The 24,482-nt window shown below is 53.4% G+C and carries 21 protein-coding genes and 3 tRNA genes; 19 read left to right on the plus strand and 5 right to left on the minus strand.

Features of this window, described 5'->3' with window-relative positions; all coding sequences use genetic code 11:
* The first annotated feature begins 121 nt into the window (after positions 1-121).
* A complete protein-coding gene (locus tag AAHA39_RS09040; RefSeq protein WP_320656151.1) occupies positions 122-1,063 on the plus strand; it encodes a hypothetical protein in 942 nt (313 codons plus the stop codon).
* A gap of 144 nt (positions 1,064-1,207) precedes the next feature.
* The gene (locus tag AAHA39_RS09045) at positions 1,208-2,398 is read left to right on the plus strand and encodes an amino acid aminotransferase (protein WP_042031165.1); all 1,191 of its coding nucleotides are present in this window, start codon (positions 1,208-1,210) and stop codon (positions 2,396-2,398) included.
* Between the two features lie 77 nt (positions 2,399-2,475).
* Here the strand turns inward: AAHA39_RS09045 and AAHA39_RS09050 are convergent, their stop codons facing one another.
* The gene (locus AAHA39_RS09050; RefSeq protein ID WP_320656150.1) at positions 2,476-2,973 is read right to left on the minus strand and encodes a DUF2062 domain-containing protein; all 498 of its coding nucleotides are present in this window, start codon (positions 2,971-2,973) and stop codon (positions 2,476-2,478) included.
* Positions 2,967-3,485 carry a DUF2062 domain-containing protein gene (locus tag AAHA39_RS09055; RefSeq protein WP_320656149.1) on the minus strand — a complete coding sequence of 173 codons (519 nt, stop codon included), beginning with the start codon at positions 3,483-3,485 and terminating at the stop codon, positions 2,967-2,969. The genes AAHA39_RS09050 and AAHA39_RS09055 overlap by 7 nt, the downstream gene beginning before the upstream one ends.
* A gap of 27 nt (positions 3,486-3,512) precedes the next feature.
* Here AAHA39_RS09055 and AAHA39_RS09060 point away from each other — a divergent pair, with 27 nt between their 5' ends.
* The 17 genes from AAHA39_RS09060 to AAHA39_RS09140 all read left to right on the plus strand — a co-directional run bounded on the left by AAHA39_RS09060 (position 3,513) and on the right by AAHA39_RS09140 (position 21,829).
* Positions 3,513-5,729 (plus strand): DNA internalization-related competence protein ComEC/Rec2, encoded by a 2,217-nt coding sequence (locus AAHA39_RS09060; protein WP_320656148.1) that lies wholly within the window; start codon positions 3,513-3,515, stop codon positions 5,727-5,729.
* Between the two features lie 440 nt (positions 5,730-6,169).
* The gene (gene msbA, locus AAHA39_RS09065) at positions 6,170-7,933 is read left to right on the plus strand and encodes a lipid A ABC transporter ATP-binding protein/permease MsbA (RefSeq protein ID WP_043849448.1); all 1,764 of its coding nucleotides are present in this window, start codon (positions 6,170-6,172) and stop codon (positions 7,931-7,933) included.
* On the plus strand, positions 7,933-8,928 hold the full coding sequence (gene lpxK, locus AAHA39_RS09070) for a tetraacyldisaccharide 4'-kinase (RefSeq protein WP_320656147.1): 996 nt from the start codon (positions 7,933-7,935) through the stop codon (positions 8,926-8,928). The genes msbA and lpxK overlap by 1 nt, the downstream gene beginning before the upstream one ends.
* A gap of 121 nt (positions 8,929-9,049) precedes the next feature.
* Positions 9,050-9,238, plus strand: coding sequence for a Trm112 family protein (locus tag AAHA39_RS09075; RefSeq protein WP_005347033.1), 189 nt, complete (start codon positions 9,050-9,052; stop codon positions 9,236-9,238).
* Complete coding sequence (kdsB, locus tag AAHA39_RS09080) at positions 9,235-9,984, plus strand: 3-deoxy-manno-octulosonate cytidylyltransferase (RefSeq protein WP_041208503.1); 750 nt, start codon at positions 9,235-9,237, stop codon at positions 9,982-9,984. Before AAHA39_RS09075 ends, kdsB begins: the two co-directional genes overlap by 4 nt.
* Positions 9,985-10,196: 212 nt before the next feature.
* Positions 10,197-10,841, plus strand: coding sequence for a UvrY/SirA/GacA family response regulator transcription factor (uvrY, locus tag AAHA39_RS09085; protein ID WP_033112896.1), 645 nt, complete (start codon positions 10,197-10,199; stop codon positions 10,839-10,841).
* Between the two features lie 128 nt (positions 10,842-10,969).
* Positions 10,970-12,823: an excinuclease ABC subunit UvrC gene (uvrC, locus tag AAHA39_RS09090; RefSeq protein ID WP_320656146.1), complete on the plus strand. Its 1,854-nt coding sequence runs from the start codon at positions 10,970-10,972 to the stop codon at positions 12,821-12,823.
* A gap of 223 nt (positions 12,824-13,046) precedes the next feature.
* Positions 13,047-13,601: a CDP-diacylglycerol--glycerol-3-phosphate 3-phosphatidyltransferase gene (gene pgsA, locus AAHA39_RS09095; RefSeq protein WP_041208501.1), complete on the plus strand. Its 555-nt coding sequence runs from the start codon at positions 13,047-13,049 to the stop codon at positions 13,599-13,601.
* Positions 13,602-13,781: 180 nt separating this feature from the next.
* A tRNA-Gly gene (locus AAHA39_RS09100) sits at positions 13,782-13,857 on the plus strand.
* Positions 13,858-13,892: 35 nt separating this feature from the next.
* A tRNA-Cys gene (locus tag AAHA39_RS09105) sits at positions 13,893-13,966 on the plus strand.
* Positions 13,967-14,007: 41 nt separating this feature from the next.
* Positions 14,008-14,094, plus strand: a tRNA-Leu gene (locus tag AAHA39_RS09110).
* Positions 14,095-14,182: 88 nt separating this feature from the next.
* Positions 14,183-15,205 carry a tyrosine-type recombinase/integrase gene (locus tag AAHA39_RS09115; protein WP_320656145.1) on the plus strand — a complete coding sequence of 341 codons (1,023 nt, stop codon included), beginning with the start codon at positions 14,183-14,185 and terminating at the stop codon, positions 15,203-15,205.
* 199 nt (positions 15,206-15,404) lie between these two features.
* Complete coding sequence (locus AAHA39_RS09120; protein ID WP_320656144.1) at positions 15,405-15,617, plus strand: hypothetical protein; 213 nt, start codon at positions 15,405-15,407, stop codon at positions 15,615-15,617.
* Between the two features lie 110 nt (positions 15,618-15,727).
* Positions 15,728-17,113: a DNA primase family protein gene (locus AAHA39_RS09125; RefSeq protein WP_320656940.1), complete on the plus strand. Its 1,386-nt coding sequence runs from the start codon at positions 15,728-15,730 to the stop codon at positions 17,111-17,113.
* Between the two features lie 574 nt (positions 17,114-17,687).
* Positions 17,688-19,007: a plasmid recombination protein gene (locus tag AAHA39_RS09130; protein WP_320656939.1), complete on the plus strand. Its 1,320-nt coding sequence runs from the start codon at positions 17,688-17,690 to the stop codon at positions 19,005-19,007.
* Positions 19,008-19,388: 381 nt separating this feature from the next.
* Positions 19,389-20,114: a hypothetical protein gene (locus AAHA39_RS09135; RefSeq protein ID WP_320656938.1), complete on the plus strand. Its 726-nt coding sequence runs from the start codon at positions 19,389-19,391 to the stop codon at positions 20,112-20,114.
* Positions 20,102-21,829, plus strand: coding sequence for a hypothetical protein (locus AAHA39_RS09140; protein WP_320656937.1), 1,728 nt, complete (start codon positions 20,102-20,104; stop codon positions 21,827-21,829). Before AAHA39_RS09135 ends, AAHA39_RS09140 begins: the two co-directional genes overlap by 13 nt.
* A 255-nt stretch (positions 21,830-22,084) precedes the next feature.
* On the opposite strand, the gene AAHA39_RS09145 is transcribed toward AAHA39_RS09140, so the two are convergent.
* From AAHA39_RS09145 to AAHA39_RS09155, 3 genes are all read right to left on the minus strand, one after another.
* Positions 22,085-22,639, minus strand: a complete 555-nt coding sequence (locus tag AAHA39_RS09145) for a hypothetical protein (RefSeq protein ID WP_320656936.1) — start codon at positions 22,637-22,639, stop codon at positions 22,085-22,087.
* Positions 22,640-22,762: 123 nt separating this feature from the next.
* Positions 22,763-23,596 carry a hypothetical protein gene (locus AAHA39_RS09150; RefSeq protein WP_320656935.1) on the minus strand — a complete coding sequence of 278 codons (834 nt, stop codon included), beginning with the start codon at positions 23,594-23,596 and terminating at the stop codon, positions 22,763-22,765.
* Between the two features lie 3 nt (positions 23,597-23,599).
* Positions 23,600-24,070, minus strand: a complete 471-nt coding sequence (locus AAHA39_RS09155) for a DUF2846 domain-containing protein (protein WP_162504355.1) — start codon at positions 24,068-24,070, stop codon at positions 23,600-23,602.
* Between the last annotated feature and the right edge of the window lie 412 nt (positions 24,071-24,482).

Raw genomic sequence — 24,482 nt, forward strand, 5'->3', positions numbered from 1 at the left:
CGGGGGAGAGGTCACGTAATTGACGCAGAAGGGTTGGCGTCATCTGCCGGTAATTGTACCTTTTCAGGCTCTTTGTCTGTCAGCCAGTTACAGGGATGCGATTTACAGGGATGAAGTGCACATGATCGACTTTAGTCACCCCGAATGGCGGGCGTTGGCGCAACAGCTGCTCGAGTGTTCGCCAGCGGTGATCCGGGGCCGGCAATGGCAACCGCTGATAGGCCTGCTCAAGGATAACCTGCTGCTGCTTGCCCACGGCAACCACAGCTATGAATTGACCCCGGCCGGGCGCCGCTATCTGACTCGCGAGCTGATGCTGGCGGAGATCGCCACGGCGCCGCCTGCGCCGGAGGAGTGGCTGCACGGGCAGGGGTGGCAGCTGGGAGAGCTGGTCAACGAACGGGTGCTTGCCGCGCTCTATCGCAAGAGCGAGGTGAACTTCACCCCCAACGAGCAGATCGACTTCGAGGACAAGGGGATCCGGCTCTGCGCCGATCAGGTGTTGCGCCTGCGCGCAGCCCAGCCGTTCAGCCTCTTTTTCAGCGGTGGCACCCTGCTCGATGCCGCTCCCTGGCTGCAGGCCCTCGGTGAGATAGCGCTCCCCGAGCGTACCCTGGCCAGCCTTGGCAAGATCCTGTGGGGGGAGGGGGAGCTGTTGCGGGTGATCACCACCGACAGCGTTGGTGCCTTTGCCGAGCTACAACTGCCTGCTGGTACTCTGCTGGTGTGGGCGCCGGCGACAGCCCAGCTGGCGCTGCAGCAGGTGATCGCTGCCCTGCCGCCCAATGTGCAGTGGAGCCACCTGACCTCGCTCGATCCCGCCGGGGTCGACAGGGTGGTGGCGCTGGCCCAGCGCTTGAGCCGTCCGCCGAGCTGGTGGCTGCCCAGAACACTTGCTCCCATCATCACCACCTACGCTACCCCGCTCGGGGAATCTCGCCGCTGGGAACCGAGCCGGATCCCCAAATCCTTGTTGGCAATTTGTAACGGTTTGGTTGAGTCCAATGGTGCCTTGTCGGCCGAGGTGTGTGCCCTTGCACCCGAGTGGCATGCCGTTGGTTGAAATCCCCGCCAGAGCGGGCCAAAAAGCGGTTTTCCCCCACGGAGCGCGGTGATATAAAGAGTTGACGAAGCGCTCGCGGATGAGCGCTTTTGTTTACCACGCCGCTTTGCCACCCAATGAACTCAACGGAATACAGGGAATACCATGTTTGAAAAGGTTGTTGCCGCCCCAGCGGATCCGATCCTGGGCCTGACCGAAGCCTTCCGCGCCGACTCTCGCAGCCACAAAATCAATCTGGGGGTCGGGATCTACAAGGATGAGACCGGTGCTACCCCCATTCTTCACTGCGTCAAGCAAGCCGAGCAGAAGCTGCTGACCGACGAGAAGACCAAGAATTACCTCGGTATTGAAGGCAATATCGAATATGGCCGCATCGTGCAGCAGCTGCTGTTCGGGCAGAACTCCGCGCTGGTCGCCAGCGGCCGCGCCAAGACCGCGCAAGCGCCGGGCGGTACCGGTGCCCTGCGTATCGCTGCCGAATTTGTGGTGCGCAACGGTCTGGCCAAGACCATCTGGATCTCCGATCCCACCTGGGCCAACCACGTCAGCGTGTTCCAAGCCGCCGGTCTGACCGTCAAGTGGTACAAGTACTACGACGCCGCCACCAAGGGGCTCGACTTTGCCGCCATGCAGGCCTCGCTGGCTGAAGTGCAGGCTGGCGATCTGGTGCTGCTGCATGGCTGCTGCCACAACCCGACCGGTATCGACCCCACTAGCGATCAGTGGCGCGCGCTGGCCAAGCAGAGTGCTGCCGCCGGCTGGCTGCCGCTGTTTGACTTCGCCTATCAGGGCTTTGCCCGTGGTATCGAAGAGGATGCCGAAGGTCTGCGCATCTTCGCCGAGTGCCACGACGAGCTGCTGGTGGCGAGCTCCTTCTCCAAGAACTTTGGCCTCTACAACGAGCGGGTCGGCGCCTTCACTCTGGTCAGCGCGACCAAGGAGATCGCCGACGTGGCCTTCACCCAGGTCAAGACCGTCATTCGTGCCAACTACTCCAACCCGCCGTCACACGGCGCCGCCGTCGTCACCGCCGTGGTGAGCGATCCGGCCCTCTATGCCGAGTGGGTGGAAGAGGTCGCAGCCATGCGGGTGCGCATTCGCGAGATGCGCGAGCTGCTGGTGGAGAAACTGGCTGCGCGCGGTGTGAACCAGGATTTCAGCTTTATCCGCGAGCAGAACGGCATGTTCTCCTTCTCCGGTCTCTCCAAGGATCAGGTTGAGCGCCTCAAGAGCGAGTTTGCCATCTATATCGTTGGCTCCGGCCGGATCAGCGTGGCCGGTATCACCCGCGCCAACATAGATCCGCTTTGCGATGCCATCGCCAAGGTGCTGTAACGCCAGCCGTTAACTGCACTACTGAAAAAGCCCGTCACGCCAGTGACGGGCTTTTTTGATCCAGCCGGGTGAGCTGCTCAGCAAGCGCCTTGCAACCAGCGGCGCAGCTGAAGCACCAGCCAGGTGAGGGCGCCACCCAGCAGTGCGGTGAGCACCGCCAGCAGCATGCTGCCGAGCAGGAAGGGTGGAACAAGAGTCGCCGCTTCCTGCTCCAGCCAGTGGAGCGTCCAGGTGAGGTGGAAGGGCTCCGGCGTCTTGTGCAGCACCAGACAGCCGGTGCGATAGGCATAGAGGTACATGAAGGGGAGGGTGAGCGGGTTGTTGAACCAGACCGCCAGCAGCGCCAGCGGCAGGTTGAGGCTGAACGCCAGCGCCAGCCCGACCGCGATCAGTGAATGCATCGGGATGGGGAACCAGCAGGCGAAGATGCCGGCCGCCACGGCGCCGCTCAGGGCGCGAGAGCCCCCTTGCCAGAGGGCGGGAGCGAGCAGTCGCTCACCAAACAGGGCAAACCACTTCTGCTTGCGCAGGGTATCGGGATCGATTTTGAAACGGGAGAACCAGCGACTCAGCATGGGCGTGCCACCTTGCGTTTTTGCCACTGACGCACAGTGCTGATGCGCCAGAAGGTGCGGATCACGGTGTAACCGATGAGCGAGCTCAGCAGGGCCAGCACCAGCGAGCCCAGCAGGAGCGGCGGCGCGACGGTTTCAAATACCGATACCAGCCAGGCCCAGGTGAACTGGATGTCGACATGTTGCGAGGTCTGCCCCAGCAACTGGCAACCGACCAGATAGGCGCCATAGAACATGGGGGGAATGGTCAGTGGATTGGAGAGCCAGACCAGCGCCACTGCGAGGGGCAGATTGACCCGACAGGCGATGGCGAGCCCGGCGGCCAGCAACATCTGGCAGGGGAGTGGCACCCAGGCCATGAACAGCCCCACGGCGAAGGCGCCCGCAGCCGAGCGCCGGTTGAGATGCCAGAGATTGGCATCGAGCAACAGGCGACCAAAAAGGCGCAAGTGCTTGTGTTCTTTCAGGGTTTGCGGGTCGGGCATCCAGCGTTTGATGAGTCGTTTGGGCATATTGAAACCTTGCTAAATACTTGCACCATGGATCTGCGTCTGTTGTCGTTTGCCCTCGGGGCAAGCTCCTCACTGCTCTGGCCATGGTTACCTTCACTTGCATGGGGGAGCCTGTTGCTGTCCCTGCTGGTTCCCCTTGCCTGTTGCCGCGCGTGGCGGCTGCTGTTTCTGCTGCTGGGCATCCTCTGGATGCAGGCCACTCTCTCGTATCATCTGGCCTGGCTGGAGCTGCTTGACAAAAAAACGAGCCATATCATAACCGCACAGCTGCAAAGTGCAGAGTCCGAAGGGGAGAAATTTGTCCGGCTGACCCTCAGCGTCCATGAACTGGATGGTCGGCAGCTCCGTCCGTCCCCCCTGATCCGGGTCAACGCCTATCAGTCGTTACCGCCCCTGACGGCGGGGAGTGAACTGACGCTGGTGACCACTCTCAAGCCGGCCCACGGCCTTGCCAACGAGGCGGGGATGGATGGTCGTCGCCTGCTGCTCGGCAAGGGCATTACGGCTACCGGCAACCTGCGCCGGGTGATCCATATCGCGCCGGTGGCACCCGGACTGCGCGAGCGCTGGCTGGCGGCGGCCAACGAGAGCTGGCGCACTCTCCCGCAGGGACCCTTGCTGGCGGCGCTCACCTTCGGCGAACAGAGTGGCATCACAGATGAGCAGTGGAGCCTGTTTCGCGGCAGCGGGCTGACCCACATCATCGCCATCTCTGGCCAGCACATCGCGCTGGTGGCGGTGCTCGGCTGGTGGCTGGGCAGGTTGTTTGGCCTGCGTGGCGCCATCATCACTTCCCTGCTGTTTGCCGCCACTTATAGCTGGCTGGCGGGGTTTGCTGTGGCGACCGAGCGAGCCCTCATCATGGTTCTGGTCTGGAGTGTGCTGCGCTGGCGACGGCGGGAGTGGCCGGCCTACCGCATCTGGCTCTGGGCTTTTGTGGTGCTGACCCTCTGGGATCCCTTTGCCCTCTACTCGGCCGGCTTCTGGCTCTCGTTTCTGGCGGTCGCGATCTTGCTGCTGGTCGGTTACTGCCATGAAAAGCCAACCCTCTGGCAGATCCAGCTCTGGATGCTGCTCGGTTTGCTGCCGCTGCAGTTGGCGCTGTTCGAGGGGATTGCGCCGCTCGCCATGGTGATCAACCTGCTGGCGGTGCCGCTCTTTTGCATCGTCATTATTCCGCTGGCGCTGATCGGCGTGCTGCTGGCGCCGCTCTCTGGCACGCTCGCCTACGGGTTGTTCTGGCTGGCCAATCTTGGTCTGGAATGGGTGCTCACCCTGCTCGATATGCTCGCCTCCCGAGTCCAGCTCTGGTGGCCACTGCCGGGCTGGTGGCTGCCGGTGAGCACGCTCTTGCTGTTGCTCTGGTTCTGCTGGCAGTGGCGGGCGGCCCGCTGGCTCTCGCTGCCGGGGCTGCTGGCCCTGACGCTCTTTCTCTGGCCGGCGCCGCCGCGCTGGCAGGTGCGGGTGCTCGATGTGGGGCAGGGGTTGGCAGTGCTCATCAGCAAGGGGGATCGCGCCATCCTCTATGACACCGGCGATCGCTATCCCGGCGGCTACAACATGGCGGATGCGGTGATCCTGCCCACCTTGAGCCACCTCGGTATCAGGGTCATCGATCGTCTCATCATCAGCCACAAGGATCGGGATCATGCGGGCAACCGCAAGCGGCTGCTCAGCGCCCTGACGGTGCGCAGCGAGCTATCCTCTTACCCTTTCACCCCGTCAACAACCCTCTGCCAGCGCGGTCAGGCATGGTCATGGCAAGGGCTGCAGTTTCGCGTGCTCTGGCCAGAACAGCCCGGGGCAGGGCACAACAACGATGGCTGCGTGGTACGCATCAGCGATGGCGAGCGCAGCGTACTGCTGAGCGCCGATATCGAGCGGCAGGCGGAGCTGCGGCTGGTGGCGCTCGAGGGGGGCGGGCTTGCCAGCACCCTGCTGGTGAGCCCGCACCACGGCAGTCGCACCTCCTCCACCCCGTCTTTTGTCGCCGCCGTGGCGCCTCGTTATGTGGTGCACAGCGCCGGCTTCATGAACCAGTGGGGCTTTCCCCGTCCCGAGGTAGTCGCTCGTTATCAGGGGGCGATCCAGTGGGTGACCGGTCTGGGCGGGGAGGTGGTGATCGAGCCGGTCGCAGGTGGCCTGCAGGTCAAAGCCGAGCGGGATCATGGCCCCTGGTACCGGCAAGCCGGCAACTGGTGGCAGCCAAGAGTATGGGGAGAACGGCCAGATCCATCACCTTGAGCGGAACTGTTTCTGCCACTCGTGTTTCCCGCTGGCGCCCTCTTGCATCGCCCATATTGTTGCAAATTTCTACGTTTAAGATGGGATTCAGTTTTACTGGTGAAACAATCAAGGGGCGGCAAGTCGAGCCTTGTGGGTCAGAGTGACCAATCACTGGGTGGCCGAATAGCCCCGCAGTGATGTTGCCGGTCGGCCGCGGCCTGTATGGAGTCGGGATGCAGAGACTATGAGTGGGCCGGGTTGGTGCAAGGGGAGCCCGCGTGCTCCGTGGCACGGCCGGCCGTCATATGAAAGGGCGAATATGCGGGATAATCGGGGCGTGATGAAGGCATCTCATCCCTGATTTGGGGGGCGAATCCCTGCTATCTGTATGGTGGCGCTTGGTGGATGTCTACTGTTTGGCTAGAATACCCCGTCATTTCCATTACCAACGGCTATTCATGCAACAAGAAACTTCACAAGGTAGCTGGCCAGTATTCAAGCGCCTGCTCGGTTATGTCCGTGACCGCAAGCTTGGCCTGATCGGCGGCATCATCGGCATGCTGGGTTATGCCGCTGTCGACACCACCTTCGTCTACTCCATCAAGCCGCTGATCGACCAGGGGATCAACGGCAACGATCCGACCGTGCTCAAGTGGATGCCCTTCTTCGTCCTCGGCATCGTGGCCCTGCGCGGTGTCGCCAACTTCCTCTCCAACTACTGCATGGCCTGGGTCGGCAACCACGTGGTGATGCGTCTGCAACAGCAGGTGTTCAATCACATGGTGGCGATGCCGATGAGCTTCTTCGACCGCCAGAATACCGGCCACCTGCTCTCCAAGGTGACCTATGACGCGAGTCAGGTCTCCTCGGCGGCGAGCACCACCCTGGTGACCCTGGTACGGGAAGGGGCGACCGTGGTCGGCCTGCTCGGCCTGATGTTCTGGCACTCCTGGCAGTTGTCGGTGATCTTCCTGGTGGTGGGTCCGCTGGTGGGCATTATCATCGGCCTGATCAGCCGTCGCTTCCGCCAGATTAGCCGTCACATCCAGCAGGCGGTGGGTGATATCACCACTTCCACCGAGCAGATGCTCAAGGGGCACAAAGAGGTGCTGATGTTTGGTGGCCAGAAAGTGGAAGAGAAACGCTTCTTCCAGGTCAGCAACAACATGCGCCAGCAAACCATGAAGATGGTCGCGGCTGATGCCATCGGCAGCCCGGTGGTACAGATGGTGGCCTCCATCGCACTGGCCGCCTTCCTCTATGTGGCTACTGTCGACAGCGTGCGCAGCACCCTGACTGCCGGTACCTTCACCGTCATGATCACCTCCATGATGATGCTGCTCAAGCCGCTGAAAAGCCTGACCGACGTCAACAACCAGTTCCAGCGTGCCATCACCGCCTGCCACAGCCTGTTTGGCCTGCTCGACACCGAGCCGGAGCAGGATACCGGTACCCGTACTTTGGAGCGCGCCCGTGGCGAGATCGAATTTCGCAATGTCACCTTCACCTACCCGACCAAAGACACCCCGGCGCTGCACAACGTCAGCTTCAAGGTGGAAGCGGGCAAGTCGGTGGCACTGGTGGGCCGTTCCGGCTCAGGCAAGAGTACCATTGCCAGCCTGTTGACCCGCTTCTACGACATCGATCAGGGGGAGATCCTGCTCGATGGCGTCAACATCCGCGAATACAAGTTGAGCGAGCTGCGCAAGCAGTACGCGCTGGTCTCCCAGCATGTTCACCTGTTCAACGACTCGGTGGCCAACAACATCGCCTACGCCGCGGAAGAGAAATACAGCCTCGACGAGATCAAGCAGGCCGCCCGTATCGCCCATGCCGACGAGTTCGTCAGCAAGATGAGCCACGGTTACGACACTGTGGTTGGCGAGAACGGTGCATCCCTCTCTGGCGGTCAGCGCCAGCGTGTGGCCATCGCCCGCGCCTTGCTGCGCGATGCGCCGGTGTTGCTGCTGGATGAGGCTACCTCGGCGCTGGATACCGAGTCCGAGCGCCACATTCAGGCGGCTATCGACGAGCTTTGCAAGGCGCGTACCTCGCTGGTGATCGCCCACCGCCTCTCCACCATCGAGAAGGCGGACGAGATCCTGGTGATCGACGAAGGCCATATCGTCGAGCGTGGCAACCACGCAGCACTGATGGAGCAGCGTGGCACCTATGCCCAGCTGCGCGCCATTCAGTTTGGCAATGCAGGAAACAAGGCCTGATGCTGGAACGGCTCTGGTATCGCAAAAGTGGCTGGCGCTGGTTGCTGGCCCCTTTTGCCCTGCTGTTTGCCATCATCAGCGGCACCCGCCGCTACGCCTATCGCCACGGCTGGCGCAAGGGGTATCGCTCCTCCTTGCCGGTGATCGTGGTGGGCAATATCTCGGTGGGCGGCAACGGCAAGACCCCGGTAGTGGTCTGGCTGGTGGAGCAGTTGCAGGCGCGCGGCTATCGCCCCGGGGTGGTGAGCCGTGGTTATGGCGGCAAGGCGCCCCATTATCCCTATCGGCTCGATGCCGCCAGCACCACGGCGCAGGCCGGTGATGAACCGGTACTGATTGCCCGGCGCTGTGGCTGTCCCGTGGTGGTCGCCCCGAAACGGGCCGATGCGGTACGACTGCTGGAGCAGAGCGGTGAGGTGGATATCATCATCACCGACGACGGTCTGCAGCACTATGCGCTGGCCCGCGACATCGAGCTGGTGGTGGTGGACGGTGCGCGCCGTTTTGGCAACGCCTGCCTGTTGCCGATGGGGCCGCTGCGCGAGCCGGTCACCCGCCTCAAGCGGGTGGACGCCATCATCTGCAACGGCGGCGAGCCGGGCAAGGGGGAGTACCCCATGCAACTGGTCGCCGACGCGCCGCATCGGGTACGCGATGATGCACCGCTGGCAGCCCCTCTCGCAGGCCCGGTTGATGCGCTGGCGGGGATTGGTCATCCGCCCCGCTTCTTTGCCACCCTAGAAGGGCTCGGCTACCAGCTGGATCAGCAGGCAGCCTACGGCGATCATCACCCCTTTGATCGGGATGAGCTGGTGGGCCGCTTTGCCAGCAAGCCGCTGCTGATGACCGAGAAGGATGCGGTCAAATGCCGCCCGTTTGCCCTCGATAACTGGTGGTATCTGCCGGTCAGCGCCGAGTTGCCCGCCTCCCTGCTCGATGCCCTGCTGCACAAGCTGGGGACGAAGGGGAAGGGCGCGGCCAGGGCGCAAGATTAAGCTCTTTCGCCTCGGCGGGGGAGCAGGGGGTTGATATGCCCCGCATGGAATATCTGGTTGCTCGACATCCATCGCTGGCGTGATGAAGCCGCCAGCGCGACATCGTTGAAGGAGTATCGTTTTGGCTTTGGACATCAAGTTGCTCGACATCATCGCCTGCCCGGTCTGCAAGGGTAAGCTGCACTACAACAAGGCCGTGCATGAGCTGGTCTGCCGCTTTGACAAGCTGGCCTATCCGCTGGAGGAGGGGATCCCGGTGCTGCTGGAGAACCGCGCCCGTCCGCTCAATAGCGACGAGCTGCCGTCATGAGTTTCGTCGTCGTCATTCCGGCCCGCTACGCCTCCACCCGGCTGCCGGGCAAGCCGCTGGCCGATATCCATGGCAAGCCCATGGTGCAGCACGTGGTGGAAAAGGCCCTGCAATCCGGTGCCGATCGGGTGATCGTCGCCACCGATGACGATCGGGTGCAGCAGGCACTGCTGAGCACCGGCGTCGAGGTGTGCATGACCTCACCGGATCACCAGTCCGGCACCGAGCGTCTGGCCGAGGTGTGCCGTCACTACGGTTTTGCTGCCGATACCATCATCGTCAATGTGCAGGGGGATGAGCCGCTCATTCCGCCTGCCATCATTCGTCAGGTGGCGGACAATCTGGCCGCTGCCACGGCGCCGATGGCGACCTTGTCGGTACCGATCAGGGATGCCGAAGAGGCGTTCAATCCCAATGCGGTCAAGGTGGTTACTGACAAGGATGGCTATGCCCTCTACTTCAGTCGCGCCACCATCCCGTGGGATCGGGATCGCTTTGCCAAGGGTCACGAGCAGATTGGCGACCACTACCAGCGCCATATCGGCATCTATGCCTATCGCGCCGGCTTTATCCAGCGTTATGTGGACTGGGCGCCTAGCGTGCTGGAGCAGGTCGAGGCGCTGGAGCAACTGCGGGTGCTCTGGTACGGGGAGAAGATCCACGTGGCTCAGGCGCTCGAGGCGCCACCGGTTGGCGTGGATACCCAGGCCGATCTGGAGAAGGTGCGAGCCTTTCTTGCGGGCTGATCCGGTAGGCTGAAGATAAGAAAAACGGTGTCGCAAGACGCCGTTTTTTGTTTTGAGTATCTCGATAATTATCTGATTACAAACACTATAAATGCGCTTTATCAAACTTTTGGCGTGCATGGTTTGCCAAAGCGGCGAGTTTGGTTATGATGCAAGACGCCCTGTTAACCCTAACCGGGCGGCCAAAACGAGATAAAAAACGGGGTGTTTGGGTGATAAATGTATTCCTGGTCGATGACCATGAGCTGGTGCGTACAGGGATAAGACGCATTCTGGAAGATGTTCGCGGGATCAAGGTGGTAGGCGAAGCACAGAGTGGCGAAAATGCAGTTGCTTTCTGTCGTCAGCACCATCCGGACGTGATCCTGATGGACATGAACATGCCGGGTATTGGTGGTCTGGAAGCGACCCGCAAAATTCTGCGGATCCGTCCCGATGTGCGCATCATAGTGCTGACCATCCACTCAGAAAATCCCTTCCCCACCAAGGTGATGCAGGCCGGCGCCGCCGGTTACCTGACCAAGGGGGCCGGGCCGGACGAGATGATTCAGGCGATCCGGTTGGTGCATTCCGGTCAACGCTACATCTCCCCGGAGATTGCCCAGCAGATGGCCTTGAGCCAGTTTGCCTCGGCGGACGAGAACCCCTTCAAGTCCCTCTCAGAGCGGGAGCTGCAGATCATGATGATGATCACCAAGGGGCAGAAGGTGACCGATATCTCCGAGCAGCTCAACCTGAGCCCGAAAACGGTCAACAGCTACCGCTATCGCCTGTTCAGCAAGCTGGGGATCAACGGTGACGTGGAGCTGACCCATCTGGCCATTCGCTACGGCATGCTGGATGCCGACACCCTGTAACCAGGGTTGTGTGGTCACCAAGGCGGCATCTGCCGCCTTTTGCTTTTTAGCCCCCTTTTGCATTTTCATGAGTGGGCGCAGTATGCTCTCCCCGTCTTTTTGCCTTCATCCGTTGAGTCGAGTTGCCGATGACCCTCTCTCCCGAGCCCCCTTTTGACAGCAAAGCCTTTCTCGCCGCCGTGACGCACCAGAGCGGTGTCTACCGCATGTATGACAGCGGCGGCACCGTCATCTACGTGGGCAAGGCCAAGGATCTGAAAAAACGGCTCGCCTCCTACTTTCGGGCCAATGTCGACAGCATCAAGACCCGCACCCTGGTACGCCAGATCGCCGATATCCAGGTCACCGTCACCCACACGGAGACCGAGGCGCTGATCCTCGAGCACAACCTGATCAAGCAGTACCAGCCCCGCTACAACGTGCTGCTACGGGACGACAAATCCTACCCCTGGATCATCATTACCGCGCACCAGCATCCGCGCATCGGCGTCCATCGCGGTGCCCGCAAGATCAAGGGGGAGTACTTTGGCCCGTATCCTTCCGGTGGCGCAGTGCGCGAGAGCCTGCACCTGATGCAGAAGATCTTTCCGGTACGCCAGTGCGAGGATGCGGTCTACGCCAACCGCACCCGTCCCTGCCTGCTCTACCAGCTCAAGCGCTGCGCCGGTCCTTGCGTGCCCGGACTGGTGAGCGAGGCCGAATATGCCCAGCAGGTAGAGTTGGCCAAGCTTTTTCTGGCGGGCAAGAACCAGCAGGTGATTGGCGAGCTGGTGGGCAAGATGGAGTCCGCCAGCGGTGATCTGCGCTTTGAAGAGGCGGCCCGCTACCGGGATCAGATCCTGGCGCTGCGCCGGGTCACCGAGCAGCAGTCGGTGAGCGGCAACGTACTGGACGAGCTCGATGTGGTGGGGGTGGCCTTCGAACAGGGGGCGGCCTGCATCCATGTGCTCTTTATCCGTCAGGGCAAGGTGCTCGGCTCGCGCAGCTACTTCCCGAAAGTGCCGGCCGATACCCAGCTCGACGAGGTGGTGCAATCCTTCCTGCTGCAGTTCTATCTGTCGGGGCAGGGGGGACGGCAGATCCCGAGCGAGGTGCTGCTCGACGTGGCGTTGGAAGATGAGAACGTCATCGCCGAGACCCTGAGTCAGACCGCCGGTTACAAGGTGCGGGTGGTGAGCCGGACCCGTGCCGAGCGGGCCCGTTTCATCAAGCTCGCCTCCATCAATGCTGAGACGGCGCTGCGCTCGCGGCTTGCTCACAAGAGTACCATCACCGCCCGCTACGATCAGCTGGAAGAGCTTCTGGAGCTGGAGCGTCCTATCACCCGCATGGAGTGTTTCGATATCTCCCACACCATGGGGGAGCGCACGGTGGCCTCCTGCGTGGTATTCAATCGGGAGGGGCCGCTTTCCTTCGAATATCGCCGCTTCAATATCGATGGCATCACCGGCGGCGATGACTACGCGGCCATGGAGCAGGCGCTGGAGCGCCGTTTTGGCAAACAGCAGGAGCCGGACAAGGTGCCGGACGTGCTCTTTATCGACGGCGGCCTCGGCCAGCTGCGCCGCGCCGAAGAGATCCTGGCGCGCCAGCTGGAGTTCCTCGGTGGCAAATATCCGCTGCTGGTGGGCATTGCCAAGGGGGTCACCCGTAAGGCGGGGTTGGAAACGCTCATCATGGGGGAGAGCCACGAAGAGTTGCATTTGCCGGCAGATATGCCCGCTTTGCACCTTATTCAACATATTCGCGATGAATCCCACCGTTTTGCCATTACCGGCCACCGGGCACGGCGAGCCAAAGCCCGCACCAGCAGCACGCTGGAGGATATTCCGGGAGTGGGGCCGAAGCGGCGTCAGGCTCTGCTTAAATATCTTGGCGGCCTGCAGGAGGTGAAAAAGGCGAGTGTGGATGAATTGGCCAAGGTGCCCGGCATCAGTCAGGAGCTGGCCCAAGCCATCCACGATGGCCTGCATTCAGCCTGAGTGTTGAATGACACTGTTTTTTTCATGTGATGATTAACCGGGAACATTCGCTAACTCCTTGATGCACAAGAGCCGTGACGCAGGGGGGCCGTAAATGCCATAATGGCGCGGTATTGCGAAAGGGTTGATGGATTAAAAAAGACCAAGACGGGCGTCAGTGCGGTTGCATCGCAAATCGGCTTTGGCGCACTATGTAGCGACGTACAAGAAGTGGCTGAAAATAATGACAAACATACCTAACATGCTGACGTTTTTCCGGATTTTGCTCATTCCCGTCTTCGTCATCCTGTTCTATCTGCCTTACCAGTGGTCCTATCTGGCCGCTGCCATCGTCTTTATTCTGGCCGCTGCCACCGACTGGTTTGATGGCTATCTTGCCCGCAAGCTCAATCAATCCACCGCTTTTGGTGCCTTCCTCGACCCGGTCGCCGACAAGATCATGGTGGCCACTGCACTGGTCATCATCGTCGAACACTACAACACCATCTGGGTCACCATTCCCGCCATGACCATGATTGGTCGTGAGATCATCATCTCCGCCCTGCGCGAGTGGATGGCTGAGCTCGGCAAGCGCTCCTCGGTAGCGGTGAGCTGGATTGGCAAGTGGAAGACCATGATCCAGATGGTGTCGCTGACCGGTCTTATCTGGCAGTACAACGTCTGGATGGTGTGGCTGGCCTACGTGCTGCTCTATGTCGCTACCGTGCTCACCTTCTGGTCCATGTTCCAGTACATGAAGGCGGCGTGGAGCGATCTGACCCATCACTCCAGCTTCTGAGTTATCTGGCAGTAACAGGCCGTTTCTCGCAATTTCAGACAAGAAACGGCCAAAGGTGCTAAAAGTGTGCAAAAAGGGCAAAAAACGCCCGAACGATCAGTTAATTAAATATTTCTGGTTGACTGGGCGGGGAACATCGCTAGAATGCGTCCTCGTAGTCAGGCAGTCAGCCAGACCGATGCGGGAATAGCTCAGTTGGTAGAGCACGACCTTGCCAAGGTCGGGGTCGCGAGTTCGAGTCTCGTTTCCCGCTCCAAATTCAGACAATAGAGAGCCAACTCTCTTTTGCATGGCGCGTTAGCAAAGCGGTTATGCAGCGGATTGCAAATCCGTTTAGTCCGGTTCGACTCCGGAACGTGCCTCCATATTGACAAGCCCGCGGCGCGAGCTTGATACCGATTACGGTGCCCGAGTGGTGAAATCGGTAGACACAAGGGATTTAAAATCCCTCGACGTTCGCGTCGTGCCGGTTCGATTCCGGCCTCGGGCACCATCTAACATGTTGATTTTAAAGGTAAAGCTACAAACTTAGTCAGTGTGAGTTGACATCTTCTAGGCGCAATCAGGCGGAGAGATGTCGAATGGCTAAAGTTCAAGAGCGAAAAGGTGTAAAAGGAAAAACCTACCGTGTGGAGTTCATGCGGGAGGGTTCTCGCGTATATAAAACATTTAGAATTAAAAAAGAAGCGGAAAAATTCGCTGCTTTGATTACCCTCAATGCTGATTTGGCCGGAACATTGGCTAACGTCACGCTCAATACGTTATCTCTCCAAGACGCTATAGCTGAGTATCTCGACCAGCACACCGGCAAAGACCCTAACGTGAAAGGGCGTCTCAACTGGTGGGCCTGTGCGATTGGTGCCGACAAGCTAATCGGCAGAATCACAAAACAAGACGTTAAAAAGTGCCTTCAGTCGATGTTGGATGAAGGCATCGCTGCTGCTACCCACAATCGGTACAAGTCCGCGCTGTCCTCCGTGTTCGAGTTCATAAATGACCGTTATGATTGTCAGCACAATCCTGCCCGTCAGATAAAGCAAATCAAAGAGGCCCGCCAGCGTGAGCGTTTTGCATCTCGTGAGGAACTGGATCGGCTATTAGCAGCTTGTAAAGTGAGCCAGTGGGAGCGTCTTCACTTGCTTGTACTGATGGCTGTAAGCACTGGGGCTCGGCGCTCCGAGCTCCTGGGATTACGCTGGAGCTCGATCAACTTCCAAGATCAGACCGCATACCTAAGTGACACTAAGAACGGCACAGACCGAGTTTTACCGCTTACTGGAGCTTGCCTGACTGAACTAGCAGAGTTTCGAGAGGTCGGGAATGGCTGGTTGTTTCCTCACCCTGATGATCCCCTTTTCCCATTCAAACACTTTGATAAGCATTGGTATGCCGCTTTGACGCAGGCTGAGATCACCGGACTTGTATTCCACAGTCTAAGGCATACAACAGGCTCTTATCTTGCGATGAGTGGTCAACCGCTGTCGGTTATCAAAGAGGTCTTGGGGCACAAGACAATCGTCACAACACAGCGGTATGTGCACCATTCAACAGAGAATAAAAAACAAGCTATCACAGCGGTGTTTGGAGACATTCTTAATACTTAACAATATTATTCTTCCCTCTGAAGAGTATTAATATTACAGAGAGTTAAAGTTAACAAATATGAGCCAAAATATAATTTCTTAGTAATTAAAGAAAGTAAAAATATTGCTTGATATATTCTGAATCTTGCTGATAGGCTGTATGTGTCAACTCACATTGATTAACTCAATTCATTATTAACACTATTTTGGAGATTGCTTTATGAGTAATATGATTCAAGAGCTCGCTATGAATATTGATAATTGGGTGCCAGTTAGAGAAGCAAGTATAGACGGTATGAATTATCAGATATTATTGCGCTGCTTAAGTAAAAGAAGTACAGATGCTGCACTTGGAAAATGTTGTCGCAAGATTGGCAATCGCTTATTTATTAACACTAAGCTCTTCGGTCTATGGATGGCCGGAGAGTTATAATTACATATCCGAAAGTTTAATTTTCATTTTGTAATCTTTGTTCTATACAGAACTTTTATTAAATATTTTAGCGCTACATACGGTGGTATTATAATTACGAGGAAATTAATATGTCTGAAAAATACGGTAGGGTTGATGAGCGCCGACAAAGTGAGGCTACGATTATAGATCTAAAGTCAACCAATCAACAGGCAAGGATTTTGAGCGAGCATTTGGGGTCAGTAAAAGTAGATCTGTTATCTTCATATGTGTATCGCTATACAGGGAGTTTTTGGGAGTATATGAGCGATGCTAGGTTACGCAGGGAGTTAGCGGGGATATTTGAAAGAAACCATCTGAGCTTTAGTAGTTCAAAGTTGGAGATGGTTGTTCATACTATGAAAGATATTATTCCTGAGATTCCTGTATCCGATGATGAGTTGATAGGTTTTTCTAATGGTGTCTATGATATGGCAACTAACCAGTTTCGTACTCATGATCCGGATGATGGGCTGCTCGCTCATAATGGAATAATCTATACAGCAGCTAACTCAGCGGAATCAATTCAGGTTCATGCTCCTAATTTTTTCAAATGGCTGAGTTATGCTGCTGAAGGATGTATGGATAAGATGGATCGGATTACAGCAGCATTATTTATGGTATTGACCCATCGTTATGATTGGCAATTATTTCTTGAGGTGACAGGCTCGGGCGGAAGTGGTAAATCAATCATGGCAAACCTTTGTGCGTTGCTTGTCGGTAGCCGAAATATTGGTAGTAGCTCAATGAGGCTTTTGGATAGTGATTTCGGATTGGAAGGTTTATGGGATAAGCGACTAATATTGTTACCCGATCAGCCTAAATACATAGGCGATGGTGCTATTCTGAAAGCAATCACTGGCGGAGATGCTGTAGCTATCAACAGAAAGGGTAAGCCAATGTTTAGTGCCAAGGTGCGTGCTGTTGTACTGGTAACAAATAATGCTCCTATGGAAATGACTGAAAGAAATGGTGGGATAGCAAGACGTAGGGTTATATTCATCGTTACTGATGAGGATTCGCAAATTGAAAGTAAAATTTCTAATGAACTTCCGGTCATTATCCGATACCTCTTATCTCAGTATCCAGAGCCCATGAAAGCCAAAAGGCAGCTGCTGGCACAGAGGGGTTCAATGGATGCGATTGTAGTTAAGCGGGAGGCGGACCCACTTTTTGATTTGTGTACTATGGTGGAATTTATGCCAAAAGCCAACGGGTTGCGAATGGGTGGTAAGACGGATATCAAAAGAGAGCCACACAAATTCTTTTACCATCTTTATTTGTCTTACATGCATTACCATGGGATTGATAATACACTTTCAGTTAATGCGGTCAGTCGGGCATTGAAACAGATAGCAAAGGAACTAGGCAGTGAGTATCGAGTCAGGAGCAGCAACGGTACTGTCACTAATATTGTGCTGACCAAGAGGGTTGATGAATTTTTGCTTGGAGCTACTGACTATATGGAGAGTGAGTAGGCTAATTTACCGGCGCTGATGTTCCATATGCGATATGATGTTACAACAATAAAAGCTTCCAATACTTCCGGTTTTTTGAAAAGCCTATAGTGCAAGGCTTAGACATATATAGATATTAACTACAATGCATCCAAAATGGAAGTAATATTAAAAGGTTTAATAATAGTATTGTTGGTCGGTTGTTTTATGATAATCGTCATTGAGTGAAATGGAAGTTTTTTCAGTAGGTATTCTGTAGTTTTTATATGTTGAGTGGAAATATTTGAATTTATAGTGTCCCAGAAATTTTACTACTTGCAACCGAAACAAGGAGTATGAATGAAATTTATAAATATCTTTACTGTATTCCTTTTTATTTGTGGTCTGGTTATATTTTAATGGTAAATGTTATGGCTCAGATATACATCATCAAAATTCATGTTTTATTTTTTGCCCCGCAGGGCCGACGCTTATGTTGATTGATGCCGAAGGTCTCAATCACATAAGCATAGTCGGTCGCTTGGTGTATGTATTTTGATGTGATGGAATATCTCAACTAATACGAGTACGAGTGTCACGTTACTTTGGGGGTTGTATGGCAGGATATCAATTCGCGCATTTGGATGGCTATGGCAGAAGGGGAGGGAAATCGAAAGCTGGGCGTGTTATGTCAGCACAAGATATTGCTGATGAAGCTGAAAGAAAACCTGGTGCACATGACCATGTTAGTGAGCCTAGGATGCCCGTGCAACACCTTGGAGTAACACCATCTGAAGCAGTAAAGCTTGCCCACGAGTGGGCTGCTAAGGCAAAAGATCCAAAGGGAAGAAAGGTTAGAATTGATGGGCTATGTCTAGCCGCGGGCGTGGTTAGTGTGCCTGATAATTTTCCGCATGATAAGTGGCCGGAATATCGGGATGAAATGATTAAACATCTGCAAAAAAAGTATGGTGAAAGATTAAAATCTGTAGTTGAACATCTTGATGAAAAATACCCACACATACACTTTTATCTTGTCCCCCTATCAGATGAGTCTTTCGGTTCAGTACATCCAGGGGTTGCTGCAGCACACGCGTCAGCTGCTCGTGGGGAGCGAAAGGGAATGCAAAATAGTGCTTATAAGAAAGCGATGATTGCATGGCAAGAGGATATCTATAGGGTCTCACAGAGTTTTGGCTTGGCTCGTATTGGACCACGCCGTCGTAGGTTGTCTAGAGATGAGTGGAAGGCTGAACAGCGAGCCCTGTCTGCCCATGCAGCACTCAATATATCTGATAAACCAATAGGGTTGAGTATGGGAAGGATCAAACAGATTATTGCCAAGCAAGTCGTGGAACACCGAGCTGGATTGTTGGGTAAGGGACGGGCACTTTACACTGAAGAACAGTTAATTAAGGTAGCCAGAGAAGCAGCATTATATGGTGCTCAACATGTTAAAATGCAGAGACTTGATGTATTAGGTGCCGTGATCCTGCACTCGTCCAAGATCGAGGCGGCAGAAGCAAGACTTATTAAGTTAGCAGAAGAGGAGGTGACATTAGGGATTCGAATTGCAGAAGCGAATGATAAAGTCAAAGCTGTTGATAAAGAGGCTCTAGAGCGCATGCGTATGGCACTATTAAAAGCTGAGCAGGCTGAGGATATGGCACAACAAGCTGAAAGCTGGACCAAACTGACAGTTATTGAGATGGAAAAAAGGATGAAAATGGTGCTATCTCCCATTCTGGCTACGCTAGCAGCTATTATCCGTGATCCTAATGTAGTAGAAGCCCAGCTGGAAGCTGATGCTGCAATTAGTGCTTTGGAGGAGCTAAGGCCGCTTGCTTTCGAGATTCAAAGGGCGTTGCACCCTGTGGCGAAAGCAGCTAATAAAACAAATAAAGTTAAGCATGCCTTAGGACTTGAGCCTGACTAGTAGGGTGAAGCCTTTTTTGTTGACGTTTCTTATCTTTTGTGGATTTGTAGTGGTCTAATCATCCCGTACACCATTTTAGGTGGTACAGTCGCCACCATGACCTGAGGTGTTCAATGTCCATTTTAGTTGGCCACTACAATTGCAGCAATAGCCAACAGAATTAATGATTCCATACGGCGCTAATTTGGTCATCGCCTTCTTCTCTCTATTCTCCAGCTTTGGTAAGCTTATGTGCAGTAACATGATGTTAAAATCATGATTTAGGCACTCCCTTTTCTTACCTAAACTCGAATCCAAGCACCTAGGTTCGCGGGATATGTCTGATCATCTTGGGTCAACAACCCCCTTCGTCTTGGTGCTTTTAGTTTGAGGAAAGAACTCGTGAATAAAGCGGTTTTAATGGGCATAGTGGTTGTGAGTCTACTGACTGGCTGTTCGACACAAGGAAGTGGCGTCCTACCCATAATCGGCCCTCTAGCCAGTCTGGGTACCTATGAAACTTTGTGGACGTTTCCGACCACCGTGGGTGGTTACTATGATTCCAAAGTTCGCCGCAATCGTATGGACGATACCTACGACATGACCTTTTATGGTTCCCTGATTGGTATTCCCATCCATGGCATGACAGGATTTACCTCCCTCGACAGCTGGCCAACTTCTCGCCAGGGCGGGATCGTCATTGTGCGAGGGGCTTCGGTCTCCTGTAAAACCGCACAATGGCTTATCAGTTACCAGCCGGACGGTATGTCCATCAAACACTTTCCTGAGTGTGAACCTTATACCGCCAATAGGCAATCGGGGGACGGTAAGTACATCATGTTCGAAGATCCAACCCATAAGAGTGACTCGCTGTTTGCTTACGATATTCACAAAGACCAATTAGGTCAGTACGAATACGAACAGCCGCCAGTGAAGAAGACTTCGACACAGACCTCCACCTCACCGCAGAGTCGCGTTGCCGCTGGCAAGTCCAGCGCATCGAAAGCCAAAGTGGCGATCCCATCCCCACCCAAGATCACCAGCGTTAAGAAGTATAAGACCGGTTCAATCCAGATCCAGCAGGTGCCAGCCGATAAGGGACAAAAGGCTGTCACATGGGAGAAGTAAAACTACGATTTGCACATCTGGTATCCACGAAACTATTTTGGATGACGGTGATCTACCTTGTCTGCGAGCTTGCCTTTAGTGCTGATTTGCTAGCCCTGTGCAGTCGTGAAGCCACGATCGAAGAGATCGATGCGCTAGAAGATATTGGAAGATTGCTGACTGGTACCGCCATCTCACTGCTGTTTATCGGTCTGTTCATCGACAAGCAGAGTATTCACCCCCTGCTTCGCGCTGTCTATTCGTTGATGCTGATCGCAGGCTTTACTTGGCTCAACCATCAGGCGCAAGACGCCTTTATCGACCACCGCATCGCCTCTGAATTTGACAGTGCCGAAGCACGAAAGGGGGCTTTTCTGCTAACCATGGCAGGCCGTAGCCTCTCTAATGGTACCTTGAACATCCGTAGTATTCACACACCCGATGTTCTCGAACACAAACCATCATTGATGGCGTTCGTGGCCATATTCCCGTCCTTGGCATTCAGCTACCCCAACGTTCAGTCCGAGATGAATAGTCTGCTGAAAAAGGCTATCGCCATTAACGTGATGAAACCCTGTGAGGACATGAAGCATCGAGATGGGTGCATGGGTTCACCGGCACAGTTCAATAATGAGATCTGGCCAGAGGTTATAAAAGAAGTAGAACGTCGGTATGCCGACTACACCAATGGATTTAATGAAACAGTTAAACGTACTAGTCCAAGCAGCTTACAGTCTACTGCGGACAATGCTTGGGTACGTTATGTCAAAAAGCTGCGTGGCAAAGGGGTCACCCCTGATCGTGTTCCTCCACGCCGGTTTGGCATGGTCAGGATTGAGGTTCGCAAAATGGGGGTGCCGGTTCCGGATGACTGGCACCCTGCAGATCGCCAAACCTTCAACGCCATCGTGCGTCAGAAAACCTATAGCAATACTTGGAAAGCCTTAGGTAACAAAGTTGGCACCAGCAATCCGACCAAATACATGAGTATTCAGGCCTTTATGCTGACAGCGAAAGTTCAGCAGTCCGTGCAGAAAAAATTGGGCGCACCAAAGGGTCGCCAGATCCCTCTTGTCACCCGTTTTGATGACATCAAGCGCCTTGTTTACCTACCTATTGCTAACCAGGCCATTAGCAAGCTTCATGCGGAGGTCGACTCTGCAGCAACGCGTTTTGTCGGAGATGGGCCGCTTGTTGAAAAGGCCGACTCCGCCGTCAAAACACTGGTCGTTGTACCATTGGCCTTGCTAATGTCGCTACTCGGTGGTTTTGGCCATATGATCAAGATTACCACCCTGCTCCTACGCTGCCTCCTGCGTAAAGAAAGTTCTGCCAGGACATTCAAGGCTGTGCTGGGTGCAATCGTCTTCGTCGGCGGAGGTATATTCTTCCTATACCAGGTTGCCAACCCGCTTGTCGAGACAAAGGCATATCAAACGTTCTCTCTGGCGACCGCCATTTACAGTGGCAACACCTTTGCCATGGGGCTGGAGTTCATCATCAGGTTGCAGGAGTTTGCCTACCCCATCAATGCGATAATCTTGACATACAAAAACGTGATCGTACCGACTTTGTGTTTCTTGGCGCTCTTCTGTTTTTGTTACTTCAACGATAATCGACAACTGATGATGCGCTCTGATGCGAAAACCAGAGCGATAGAAAAAAAACGTGCTCGTGTGGCACGGCAACAAAGGCGGACTGATGGAGGGAGCGATTTGCCCATGACACAGCGTTGAAGGGATGTGGATGAACAGGTTATCACTGTTTCAGTTAGTTTAATTGAACTACATCCAGACTCTCAATAACTACGTGAGTCGTTGGCAGAAATGGATGGCAAAATTTCACTGAGTGGGCACTGCTTACTTGGAAAACTACTTGGCTTGGTTTCGGGTCGTAAGTTGTGGCTACTTAATAAAGCATAATATTAATGAAAGAGGGGTAAGCATGAACATGAAGTTGCATCAATCTTACCTCTCCATGAGTCCACTTTATTAACGATGTTTACTTAATATAACGCCTAGATAGCCTGACTTGAGATCGTCTTCACCCATTAGGAATATAGTTATATCTCTATGCCCATCAGTAAATGTTGCAGAGTATGAGCCACAGTTAACATCAGCCACACATTCAAAAAATGAATTATTGCGAGTAGCTGTTTCAGCCAGTTCTGGTTTTATACCTAGATTGCTATAAACTTTGTTTTTTAATACATCATAGTCGGCTATGGCTTTTTTTAACGATGCAGGAGAGCTATCTAAGTATGGATTCATACGAATGTGAATCGAATTCAGTTGGTTTTTGTGGAAAACGTACTGATATCTTTTTTTATAATCTAAAAAGGAAAGTGCACTCGTTTTTGGTATGCCATTGTAGTATCTCGTATCAAAAACTGATGGTCCTTCTGGTTTGAAGTTATAATTTTTATTTTGAACTGATTCCAGACTTTCACCAATGTGAAATCCGATAATGTCTTTTTCACTAGCAATAGCTTGACTTACAAATTGAATGAATAAAATAAAAGGTAAGAAATATCTATTTAAGGTCATATACTGTTAATCTTGATTTTTTGGTGCAGTCCGCATGGATTTTGATGTTCAACTAAGCTCGCTGCACAGTTATTTAATTTTATTTGAATGCCATACTAACACTGGAATTAATAGATCTTTGTATTAGTGGTGTTGACGAATATAGTCACTAACAAATTCATCCAATGCATGGCAATGTGATGTCATGTCATCAGTTTCAGCAGATGACTCGCTATAGGCGCAATAGTAAAGGCTAAAGAATGCAGGCAGAACAAGCCACCAATGTAGGCCTGGGCCATAAAAAAGCACTTTAAAGAAGCTCTCATTTATAAACCAGCTTGCTGTTGACGTAGAGTAATCTCCCACCATTTTCCCAAGATCATCCCCAGTCTCCACAATTTTCCGCCATACTTGAAGCCAAGCACTACACATATAGGTGGCTGAAATAAACCCAATAATGGATGTTTGTAAATGGCAATCGCGAGTTCGGAAAATTAAATTCCATAATGTTATAAAAAATAATACCAGACAAAAAATAGGCAGAATAAACATAATGCTATATATAACATCGTTTTTTGATTTTTCACCAATGGTATTTTTAATTGAAGTCTCGTTATATTCTCCATTAGCGTCACTGATCTCACCTGTATTAATATTAACGATGCGCTCTATATTATTTGTGTTGTGGTTTTTAAAAAATACAAGTGAGTGACCAGGGAGCACACCCAAAGTATAATTTTCGCATGTGAACTTAGTTTCTTTTTGTGTTTCTTGATCACGAAGCCATATGTCCTGAGATATATGATGAGTTACAGTAGATGATATGTTTTGTTGGCCTGCCGTGCCCCCGCTACTTTCGACTTTTGTGGAGCTGTATTTGTGAGTGTTTTCATTCAATACAATAAACTCTTCAATCTCATAGGTATCAGATATGTTCATATAAAAATTACCAATTTTTTGACGAATGAAAGGCATCATGTATCAGATGCTGGGCACTGACATTTCAGAGTTCTTGATGGACTCTTGGGCATCTTCGATATCTTTTGGCTCGGTCTTCATTTCAAAGTCAGCTTGGCCCCAGATCAGACCGAAGCGGGTATAATGGCGAACATAGTAGATCTTTCCATTTTCAGTTTCGATATCTATTTTATTGTTTCCAAACTCGCTGTTGGTTTCCAGATGCACAGTCTTTCCAGCATCAACCTTGAGCAGGTAAAAGTGCAGATTTTCGGATTCACCCAAAGGATTTCCATCGAGAAACAAATCGATGTTAATACGGCGACCAAGCCAGCCATCTCGGTAAATATAGACGTGGGCTTTTCCTTCAGCAGGAGGTGAGAAACTTTTGGCTTCATTGACGACAGCCTCATCGGTGACGGTTGGCACTGAGGAACAGCCACCAAGCATCATGGCGCAGAGAGCCAAGAAGATCATTACAAACGTATTACGCATTTGTTTACCCATTGTGCTGAAAGTTTATTGATGTTTTTGATTATTATTTTGTTGAACATCTGATACTGATGTTTCTTTTGCTACATGATTGTCTGTGAGCGCGATGACGTTTTCAATAGGGTCTTTGAGTTTTTTTATAACTATTCGATGGTTAATTGTTTTGCACCTAATAATTATAAAAAGTCCTTTTATATTAATTTCTTACGTATCCGTATTTTATCATGGAGGTAATGTGATTTTGTCACATTATATGTTTGTCAAGACATGTGACTGGCGAAAGATGGAGAGAGCTTGATGCTCTCGTGCGTTGTCAGATGGGCTTTAAAATCCGATCTATCAGGCGTAAACTAGGGAAAGTGCGAACAAGTCCCTGATGTGAGATCATGAGCCCCACTTGGCATCAGGGATAAGG

It is taken from the genome of Aeromonas sp. SE22 (assembly GCF_038739755.1).
Lineage (GTDB): Bacteria > Pseudomonadota > Gammaproteobacteria > Enterobacterales > Aeromonadaceae > Aeromonas > Aeromonas jandaei.